Annotated in this window: 9 protein-coding genes; 4 read left to right on the forward strand and 5 right to left on the reverse strand. The window is 38.9% G+C overall.

Going from position 1 to position 6,300, the window contains the following annotated elements:
* Nucleotides 1–83 precede the first annotated feature (83 nt).
* The 3 genes from GQR46_RS14545 to GQR46_RS14555 form a co-directional block, all read right to left on the reverse strand.
* Nucleotides 84–857, reverse strand: a complete 774-nt coding sequence (locus GQR46_RS14545) for a Zn-ribbon-containing protein (RefSeq protein ID WP_165741318.1) — start codon at nt 855–857, stop codon at nt 84–86.
* 13 nt (nt 858–870) lie between these two features.
* The gene (locus tag GQR46_RS14550) at nt 871–1,137 is read right to left on the reverse strand and encodes a hypothetical protein (RefSeq protein WP_010553684.1); all 267 of its coding nucleotides are present in this window, start codon (nt 1,135–1,137) and stop codon (nt 871–873) included.
* Between the two features lie 96 nt (nt 1,138–1,233).
* A complete protein-coding gene (locus tag GQR46_RS14555; RefSeq protein WP_002958240.1) occupies nt 1,234–1,470 on the reverse strand; it encodes a DUF2789 domain-containing protein in 237 nt (78 codons plus the stop codon).
* A 316-nt stretch (nt 1,471–1,786) separates the two neighbouring features.
* On the opposite strand from GQR46_RS14555, the gene GQR46_RS14560 reads away from it, so the two are divergent.
* Nucleotides 1,787–2,440 carry a GNAT family N-acetyltransferase gene (locus tag GQR46_RS14560; protein WP_008169301.1) on the forward strand — a complete coding sequence of 218 codons (654 nt, stop codon included), beginning with the start codon at nt 1,787–1,789 and terminating at the stop codon, nt 2,438–2,440.
* 851 nt (nt 2,441–3,291) lie between these two features.
* Here the strand turns inward: GQR46_RS14560 and GQR46_RS14565 are convergent.
* The gene (locus GQR46_RS14565) at nt 3,292–3,591 is read right to left on the reverse strand and encodes a DUF3301 domain-containing protein (RefSeq protein WP_002963032.1); all 300 of its coding nucleotides are present in this window, start codon (nt 3,589–3,591) and stop codon (nt 3,292–3,294) included.
* Nucleotides 3,592–4,620 (reverse strand): DUF3549 family protein, encoded by a 1,029-nt coding sequence (locus GQR46_RS14570; RefSeq protein ID WP_165721647.1) that lies wholly within the window; start codon nt 4,618–4,620, stop codon nt 3,592–3,594. It lies immediately after the preceding gene.
* A 104-nt stretch (nt 4,621–4,724) separates the two neighbouring features.
* On the opposite strand from GQR46_RS14570, the gene GQR46_RS14575 reads away from it, so the two are divergent.
* The 3 genes from GQR46_RS14575 to GQR46_RS14585 are packed head-to-tail and all read left to right on the forward strand — an operon-like array spanning nt 4,725 to nt 6,251.
* Nucleotides 4,725–5,045 carry a YqcC family protein gene (locus GQR46_RS14575; protein WP_165728588.1) on the forward strand — a complete coding sequence of 107 codons (321 nt, stop codon included), beginning with the start codon at nt 4,725–4,727 and terminating at the stop codon, nt 5,043–5,045.
* The gene (truC, locus tag GQR46_RS14580; protein WP_024593675.1) at nt 5,038–5,802 is read left to right on the forward strand and encodes a tRNA pseudouridine(65) synthase TruC; all 765 of its coding nucleotides are present in this window, start codon (nt 5,038–5,040) and stop codon (nt 5,800–5,802) included. Before GQR46_RS14575 ends, truC begins: the two co-directional genes overlap by 8 nt.
* Nucleotides 5,802–6,251: a flavodoxin gene (locus GQR46_RS14585; protein ID WP_010553680.1), complete on the forward strand. Its 450-nt coding sequence runs from the start codon at nt 5,802–5,804 to the stop codon at nt 6,249–6,251. Before truC ends, GQR46_RS14585 begins: the two co-directional genes overlap by 1 nt.
* The last annotated feature ends 49 nt before the right edge of the window (nt 6,252–6,300 follow it).

Raw genomic sequence — 6,300 nt, forward strand, 5'->3', positions numbered from 1 at the left:
CTAGGTTACAAACCTCGCGCCGCGATTAAATCGTCCCTAGATTGAACAAATTTCAATCCACAAAGGTCAACACGCCCTAATGGTTACTGAAAATCCCACGATATATTAGACACTAAGCCACACGGCTCACACCTAAAGTCGAATAACCCAAACCACGATTCAGGTAATTTCCAATCACCATTGCAGCTAGGGCATTTTCGTTCAAGTTCAGACGCTTTATCTACGCCGCCTACACGGTATAAATAATAATAGGTTGGCTTTTCAGTTAAAAAACTAATTCGCTTTGTTATGTCTTTTCCGCGTCTGTATAAGTCGCTTTGGATACTCGATATTTCTTCAAGTGCCGGAAACTCACAACGGGTTGCGCCATTAATTTGAATTTGATCGCAGGCTTGCCAATCTTCTTGCCATTTTATAAGCGTTTTATAGTCACCATTAGCAATTGCCGGAATACGAAATAACGGCACAGGCAAAAAGTCATCACCACAATAAAGCGGGCTACACGTATGCACATAGGTTGTGTATAAAATATAACTTGATGGTTCTTTACAGCAATCAGCGCCGTTGGAGTGAATATCTTGCCCAATCACTTTTACTTTTGGCGCAAGTAGCCCCGCACTATGTAACTTTTCGATACTGTGCTTAACAAACGGGCTGTTATTTAGCGGGTGCATTGCATCTTCAGTAGGGCACATTACACGGGTAATAAAAAATCCATCTTTTAAAACGGTTGGAAATTCTTCCCCCATTATTTGACCATTAAAACGCAATGCATTTACTAAGCGATTTATTGCTTGTTCGGCTTGTTCTAGGGTGGTGTCTTGGTAGCAATCAAAAGTTAAATCAACAACGAACATTTATAGTCTCAAATTATTTTTGTTCTAGCAGTGCAAGAAGTTTATCGAGTTTTTGCTCAATTCTATCTAATTGACTTGTTTTAAGCTCAGTACTATCTGACTGCTGTGGGTTTCTCATGAAGTTATTTATTGAATCAGGATTGTTTTTATATTGGCTTACTGCTGCAATAATCATCGGCATAGGAACCGGTTGCGCCAAACGGCTTTTAGTTAGTGCTACAGTAGGGGTTTTGCCTTCATCGAGAAGGGCTTTAATTGCATCAAATACAACTGAATTCATTAGATATATAACTCTTTAATAAAATAACTGCGCAGCATATAAATGCTGCGCAGATGCTATGTTAGCAATAAATAAGGGAGGGTACATTAAATAAAATTACTTACTTTGACGAATGCGTACATCTAACTCGTCAATTACTTCACTCCAATCACCGTCTTGTGCAAGCGATTCAGCTAAAAAGTGCTGTTGTGCCTCATCCCAAAAAGAAGCTTCTTGGAGTAGTGTTGTGTCTTCTAATTCATGTGAGGCAATAAATGCATCTATTTGTTCATCAGAATTAGGTAATCCAAGCTGTGCAAATAGTGTATTGATGTCGTGTTTAGTCGTATCCATGATATTGCTCCTTATACCAGTTTTATTAAAAATATGCTCATTCTAGCGTATTAAATAGCTCACTTACTGCGTTAAAAATTACTCATATAGAACAACTATATGTCATAATTTTCGCCTTGTTATTGTGCTATTTTCTTAGCGCTATAAATAGAACACTCATTTAATGCAATTGGTATTAACTAAATGAAAACTTATTCTAAGGATTAACTCTACTCCTAGCTAGTTAAACTCTCGCTGAATTTACGGTTAATAATTTTAGGTATATAGTTAGGTATAAAGTTAAACAGTCTACAGCTAAAATAATAAAGGAAATACAATGAGTGTAACCACGCCAGCTGATACGTTCAGCGTACAGTATTTAGCCGCAGAAGATATTAGCACTGCAGCAAGCCTAATTTATCAGGCTTATCATGACGATCCTGTATTACAAAACATGCTTAGCTACAATGACGAAAATAAATCAGTATACGAAAAAAAATTACGATCATTAATTCGCGAAGAGCTCAGTAGTTTTTGGCAAGAAAAGCAGCCATTAATTGGTTTATACCGCAACGATAAATTAAAAGCAGTAGCGTGTGTATTTGAATCTAATAGCCAATTACAAGCGCAGCGTTATTGGCACTGGCGTTTAAAATTAATGCTGAGTGCGGGCTACTTACAAACAAATCAATTAATAGATAAAGAACAAACAATTAGAGATGCCCTTAAAGAGAAAGGCAATTACTACTTTTTAGCTTTTATTGCCGTAGATCCACATTTTCATGGGCAAGGGTTTGGTCGTTACTTACTACGAGGGCTTGATGATTTAGTTAAATGTAACGCTGAGTCAACGGGGATGGCTGTATTTGTAACGCGTAAAGAACACACTGAATTTTTTAAAACCGAAAAGTTTGAAGCATTTAAACACCTTACTTTTAACCAAGTAGAGGGCGAGTTACTGTTTAAATCAATAATTGAGCCAACTATTTAAAATTATGATGTAAGCCAATGCGCCCAAACGGACATAAGGCCGTGAGATATATCTCACATTATCGTGAGCATTGTCAGTTAAAGGCTATTAATAAGTAGCCTTTTTCAATTCAAGCTATTGTTATTTAAAGTTTATTTTTATTTTTCATTTTTGTGACGTTTATTTATTTAATGTTAAGTCCTATTTCTCCCCCCTGATTGCTTTAAACTTTTCTTCGTCAAGACGACATAGCTCAATGATTGAGTTACTGCCAAGGATACGGAATAGGCAACATAGCGGACGCTAGCAGGAAGCATAAAGGACAAGCTAAAACGGATACAAGGAAGAATAAGGAAGTGCATGAAGCACTTAGTAGCTAGGAGTTACTTTAGGATAATCATGGATGACGCTACAGGAAGTAGCAGGAGCGTTAGTTTACGCAGGACGGCCAAGATGGCAAGTGGACATTGCAGGATGCAAAAGTGGCAGGAGCTGCTTTAAAGGATTACCAGGGATGATGCTACGGGATGTAGCTAAACGATAGATTTCGTGGGTTTGCCAAGATGGCTATGGATATTGCAGGATGCAAAAAGTGGCAGGAGCTACTTAAAAGGATTACCAGGGATGATGCTACAGTATGTAGCCAAACGATAGATTTCGTGGGTTTGCCAAGGTGGCTATGGATATTGCAGGATGCAATGTGAGGGTAAACAAGGTTGTTTACTCGTTCAGGGGATGATAATACGGATTTAAGATAATGGATATCTAGCAGGATGCAGTCCAATTGGGGCGTAACTTTAGTTACGCCTTAGTTTTTTGTGTTGAATTAAGTTTATTAATTTAAGACAAATACTCCTAAAGTATATTAAGTTTTATATTTTATGCGGTGGAACAACCACACTTTTCAAAAACTCATTTTCCATAATTAACACACCTTGATAAGCATTTTCACCATCGCTTGAAAATTCAAATATAAATTCACTTTTGATGCCTGGCTTGCCGTTCTTTAAAAAACCAAAGCGGCGTTTTGTGCATGCAACACTCATCAACTGCACCTGCAATTGCTCACTTTGACGTTTAGCATGAACGTTCGCCGCTTCAGCAACCTTTCGGTTAAGCCAAAATAAGTAAATTACACTACCAATAAGTATGAACGTCCATAAACTTGCCATTTAAGAGAATAACCTTCCAATTGCACGCGCGAGGGTTTCGCTACGATTTTCTTTACGTAATAAGCCTAATAAATGCGGGCGAATAGTCGGTATTGCAACTAAGTCAGCAAAAATACTAGGAAACAACTCATCAATTTTTTGATGATGTGCGCAATTATCCATAAATACATGTAAGCGTTCAGGGTTTTCTAATTGCTTAAAACACCGCCCAGCTATTGTTAGTAACACGTCAGAGTCGTGCCTTACCTGTGAGCTTAGTACAGTATCAACTAATTGAGCGCATAACCCTTGAGCTTGACCTTTTGAAACAGATCTTAGTGCTGCGGTTATAGCTAATGTATCGTTATTACTAATTGCGGCCTGTGTGTAATCAACAAGTAACTCACTCATTGATGTTGGTATTTCAACGTGTTCAAGCATGGCACTGAGTGGTTGTAGTACTTCAATAGGTAAATGCGCCCATGCTTTTTGCAAATTACTTAAGTTTGTATCGCTGTCTAAGCGTAGTGCAAAATCGGCAATACCCTGCAGTGCAACACCTTGCCAATTATCAAAACCAATTTTACCGCTAAAGTATAACTGTGCATGCTCGTAATACTGCGACGCAGGCTGTTTTAATAGTACTTTTACTTGGGCGTTAAATGCCGCTAATTTATTTGCGTTTGGTGTAAAAACATAAGGGTTATTATCAAGTTTTCCATCGGCTTGCTCACCTGTGATTTCAGTGCCGAGCGCTTGAATAACCATATCAGCAAAGTGATCGCGGCTAGCACTTACAAGCATACTTTGCTCATCAAGTGGAAACTTTAAAAACCATACATAAGGTTCTTTACTGGCTTTAGTATCCCAAAATTGGATAGCGAGCCAAGCATGACCAGCAAGAGGATAAGGGTAAGGCACTTGAGCTTGTTCAATAGCTAAAAATTGTTTTTTATCGAGTTTAGTAATGTGCCTGCCAATATCAAAAGCACGCCACTGAGTACCCGCACCATCTAAAAGCTGACCTAATGTAGCTATTTGATCACTCATTGTTTTCTCAACTGTTTTTACTGCAAAATTACGTTAATTATACGTCATAGCCGCCTATGAGGGAACAGGGTATAATTGCATTACATATATAAAAGAGGGTGGTTATGTACCAGCAAACCCAAACTTATTTAGTGCAGCTAACCGCACTTTTACAAAAACATGCGCTTTGGCAAAGTGAGCCAATAGACGCTGAGGCACTACTTTCAAATACTCCTTTTTGTCACGATACAATGGCATTTGAGCAGTGGTTACAATTTGTATTTATTAATAAAATACAGCAATTAATAACACATAAACAACCACTGCCTCGTAACTTTGCTATTGCCCCTATGGCGCAAATGACACTTGTGAATAAAGCAGGGAGCGATGAAATAATTGAATTGCTAACAGCCCTTGATTCCTTTTTAGGAGAACCAAATGAGTGAGCGTCCGGCGCCTATTGAATATGGCGAGCTGACTATTTTGTATCAAGATGAAAACTATGTGGCTATAAATAAGCCTTCAGGCTTATTAGTGCATCGCTCGTTTTTAGATAAACACGAAACCCAGTTTGCTATGCAAATGTTGCGTGACCAGCTAGGGCAACATGTATTTCCAGTACATAGGCTCGATAGACCTACGTCGGGCGTATTGCTGTTTGCACTGAGCTCTGAAGCTGCTCGCGATATGAACCAGCTATTTATTGAAGGTACTATTGCTAAACGCTATTTAGCCTTAGTGCGCGGCTTTGCGCCAGAGTCAGTATTTCTAGATAAACCGCTTAAAGAAGAACTTGATAAAATAGCCGATAAATTTGCAGATCAAGACAAAGCACCGCAAGAAGCGCAAACCCAGTTTAATTGCTTGCACCAAGTTGCATTGCCTATTCCTATTGGTAAGTACCCAACAGTGCGTTACTCGTTGGTTGAGTGTTTTCCAAAAACAGGGCGCAAGCATCAAATTCGCAGACACTTAAAGCACTTATCACTGCCTATTATTGGTGATGTAAATCACGGTGATAACCAGCATAATCAATTTTTTAGAGAGCATTTTGAGCTAAGACGCTTAATGTTATTTGCAACAGAGCTTAGTTTTGTGCACCCTTATAGTAATGAATCAATAACAATTAAAGCGCCACTAGGTGAAGACATGCTTGAAATATGTAAGCAGCTAGGTTGGCCAGAGCAAGAAAAGGATTATTAATGGCACATATTAGTATTTTTGTAGGCAGCGTTAATGGCGGTGCAGAGCGTTTAAGCGACGAAGTTGCTGCCACAATTGAGCAAGCGGGTCATACTGCTACAGTAATTACTGAAGCATCACTTGATGATATAAAAAATGCATCGCATATTTTAATTGTTACCTCCACAACAGGCCAAGGTGATGTACCGAGTAATTTGGCAGGATTGTACTTTGCAATGAATAGCACTTTCCCAATGCTTACCGATAAACCGTTTGGTGTAATTGCAATGGGTGACAGATGTTACGGCGATACATTTTGTGGCGCAGGGCGAAGCTTTGACGAGCTACTACGCGATTTACAAGCAAAGCCTGTGGGCAACCGCCTAGAAATAGATGCATGTGAAGATTTTGAACCATGGCCAGTAACCGAGCCTTGGTTAAAAGTATGGCTGGAGAAACTACCTGCTTAATCCTTAACTTTAAGGTATTAAAAAAGGAGCGCATGCGCTCCTTTTTGCT

The sequence above is a fragment of the Pseudoalteromonas sp. Z1A6 genome, assembly GCF_011378745.1.
Taxonomy (GTDB): domain Bacteria; phylum Pseudomonadota; class Gammaproteobacteria; order Enterobacterales; family Alteromonadaceae; genus Pseudoalteromonas; species Pseudoalteromonas arctica.

Excerpts from the sequence above, each read along its gene's own strand:
- GQR46_RS14545 (WP_165741318.1), bottom strand. The coding sequence starts at position 857 with ATGTTCGTTGTTGATTTAACTTTTGATTGCTACCAAGACACCACCCTA.
- GQR46_RS14550 (WP_010553684.1), bottom strand. The coding sequence starts at position 1,137 with ATGAATTCAGTTGTATTTGATGCAATTAAAGCCCTTCTCGATGAAGGC.
- GQR46_RS14555 (WP_002958240.1), bottom strand. The coding sequence starts at position 1,470 with ATGGATACGACTAAACACGACATCAATACACTATTTGCACAGCTTGGA.
- GQR46_RS14560 (WP_008169301.1), top strand. The coding sequence starts at position 1,787 with ATGAGTGTAACCACGCCAGCTGATACGTTCAGCGTACAGTATTTAGCC.
- GQR46_RS14565 (WP_002963032.1), bottom strand. The coding sequence starts at position 3,591 with ATGGCAAGTTTATGGACGTTCATACTTATTGGTAGTGTAATTTACTTA.
- GQR46_RS14570 (WP_165721647.1), bottom strand. The coding sequence starts at position 4,620 with ATGAGTGATCAAATAGCTACATTAGGTCAGCTTTTAGATGGTGCGGGT.
- GQR46_RS14575 (WP_165728588.1), top strand. The coding sequence starts at position 4,725 with ATGTACCAGCAAACCCAAACTTATTTAGTGCAGCTAACCGCACTTTTA.
- truC (WP_024593675.1), top strand. The coding sequence starts at position 5,038 with ATGAGTGAGCGTCCGGCGCCTATTGAATATGGCGAGCTGACTATTTTG.
- GQR46_RS14585 (WP_010553680.1), top strand. The coding sequence starts at position 5,802 with ATGGCACATATTAGTATTTTTGTAGGCAGCGTTAATGGCGGTGCAGAG.